Source organism: Gordonia sp. Z-3 (genome assembly GCF_036233855.1).
Classification (GTDB): domain Bacteria; phylum Actinomycetota; class Actinomycetes; order Mycobacteriales; family Mycobacteriaceae; genus Gordonia; species Gordonia tangerina.
On sequence record NZ_JAZARS010000044.1, the window covers coordinates 1 to 2,015 of the forward strand.

Consider the following 2,015-nt stretch of genomic DNA (forward strand, 5'->3'; position numbering starts at 1 on the left):
ACCTTCGCAAGTTCAATCATCCCAGGTCAGGGCACCATTCTTCATTCACGACACGAAATTAGCGTGAAAGCGCGAGGTTAGTGCCTGGCGTTGATGGCGGCGATGATCGTTTCGGCGGCGTCGTCGAGTGGGGTGCGTGCGGTCAGCGGGTGGCCGTCGATGTCGACGATGACGGTGTGGATGCGGCGCAGGGTTTGCACGATCTTCTTGATCGACATGCCGGTGAGGTTCTGCAGGTCACGGGCGATGGCGAGGGCGGCGAACACGATGGTCAGGTGCGCGTCGATCGCATCGCGGGTGCGGTGAAAGATCGGCCGGGCTTTCAGATCGGACTTGGCCATCCGGAACGACTGCTCGACCTTCCACAGGTCGTGGTAGGCCGCAACGACAGCGTGTCCGTCCATCACCTCCGCCGTGATGTTGGTGACGTAGCCTCTGTAGCCGGCTGCGGCGCGCGCACGTTCAATGGACTCGTCATCGAGGGCGACCGTCTGGCCGGAGATCTTCACAAATCGCTGCTTACGCAACGGTTCTGCCTTCTCGGTCACGCGTTGGGCGCGCAGGATTTGGGCGTTGAGGGTGCGGTTGTCGCGGCGATCACGTGCCCAGCTGTAGTGCCACACCACCCGCCGGTCGCGGCGATCGGCACCGGTGCCCATCGGCCTGCTCAACTCGACGACCCCGCCGTCGTCGATGTAGTTGCCGCGCCGACCGAAATGCTCCTCCAACTCTTTGGGCGCCTTGGAGGTGCGTGAGGCGACAATGAATTTCAGGCCGGCATCTTCGAGGGCGTTGAGGTTGGCCGCCGAGAGCATGCCGGCATCGGCGACGACGACCATGTCGGTGATCTCGTGGCGTTCGACGAACCCGGTGATGACCGGAATCAGCGTTTTCGTCTCCGCCTTGTTGCCCTCGAAGACATGGATGTCGAGTGGGAATCCGTTGCGCGCCAACAACAAACCGACCGTGATCTGCGGGTCGACGCGGCGTTCTTTGCTCATCCCGACCTTGCGTAGCTGGTCTTCGTCCTCGGCTTCGAAATGCAGCGTCGTGAGGTCATAGAGCACCAGCGCCACTCCTGGTCCCTGCGTGGTGACGTGATCGAGGCAGGCTTTCGATAGTTGGCTGCGGTAGTCACGCTCGATGCAGCGGGCCAACGCGCGTTTGATGCTCGACAGGTGCGGCGCGGTGACGCCGATGAGGTCCAACTCAGGCGGCTCGCGCCGCGCAGACGCAGGCTGACCGGGAAGCCGCCGAAAAGGAACAGCGCCGCCGTGTGCTCAAACTCAACAAGCTCGGCCTCGCCGCCCAGCAGGTGCGCCGCGACAAGCTGCGCGAAGTCCTGGGCCGCAAGACCTTGCCGAAGGGCAAAGCCGCTGACGTGGCGGGATTCGTCGCCGCCACCATGTGGAACTACCATCCGCTGCTGGCCCAAACTGCCAAAGACGCCGACGCCCAACAGGTCACCACCGAACTGCTCGGCGCCGACGCGCTGACCGCGCTCGACGGCGCGAGCGCCGAACGCCGCCAGGTCGTCAACCTCGCCATCGTGCTCGGCGCCCACGAGGCCAACCTGCCCAAGGACGCCTGGCGCCCCGCCGGAGCATTCGAGTACTCGCGCATGGGCCGCGACGCCCGCACCGACTACCTGCGGTTCCTCACCACCGTCCTCGGCTACCCACTCTCCGACGTCGAACAGGTCATCGTCGGCGACCTCGACGCCGAAGCAAGCAATCAGCCTCGACAGCTGACCCCCGGTGGGTTGGCTCCACCCCACCCTGATGGAGCCAACCCACCATTCTCCAGCCCGGGTGCGAAGGTGGCTGCCGACACCTCCAGGTCAGCCGCGATTTCCTCACCGGTCTTGCCCTGCGCAGCCAGCTCGTCGGCCCGGCGCAGTTTGCGCACGATGTCCTCGGCCGAGTGACGCTTGCGTCCTGCCATGATCCTCATCGTCCCTTCTCTGCCCTCACCAGGGCAATCAGGACTCTAAAACAGACCGGACCGGATCACGG

1 protein-coding gene and 1 pseudogene are annotated in these 2,015 nt (G+C 64.6%); one reads left to right on the forward strand and one right to left on the reverse strand.

The genetic code is table 11. The features are described from left to right. Positions 1-77 precede the first annotated feature (77 nt). A pseudogene (locus VX037_RS23690) lies at positions 78-1,208 on the reverse strand (IS1634 family transposase); the annotation flags it as partial. Positions 1,209-1,276: 68 nt separating this feature from the next. On the opposite strand from VX037_RS23690, the gene VX037_RS23695 reads away from it, so the two are divergent. After that, entirely contained in the window at positions 1,277-1,927 is a 651-nt protein-coding gene (locus VX037_RS23695) for a hypothetical protein (protein WP_328716106.1), read from the forward strand. The last annotated feature ends 88 nt before the right edge of the window (positions 1,928-2,015 follow it).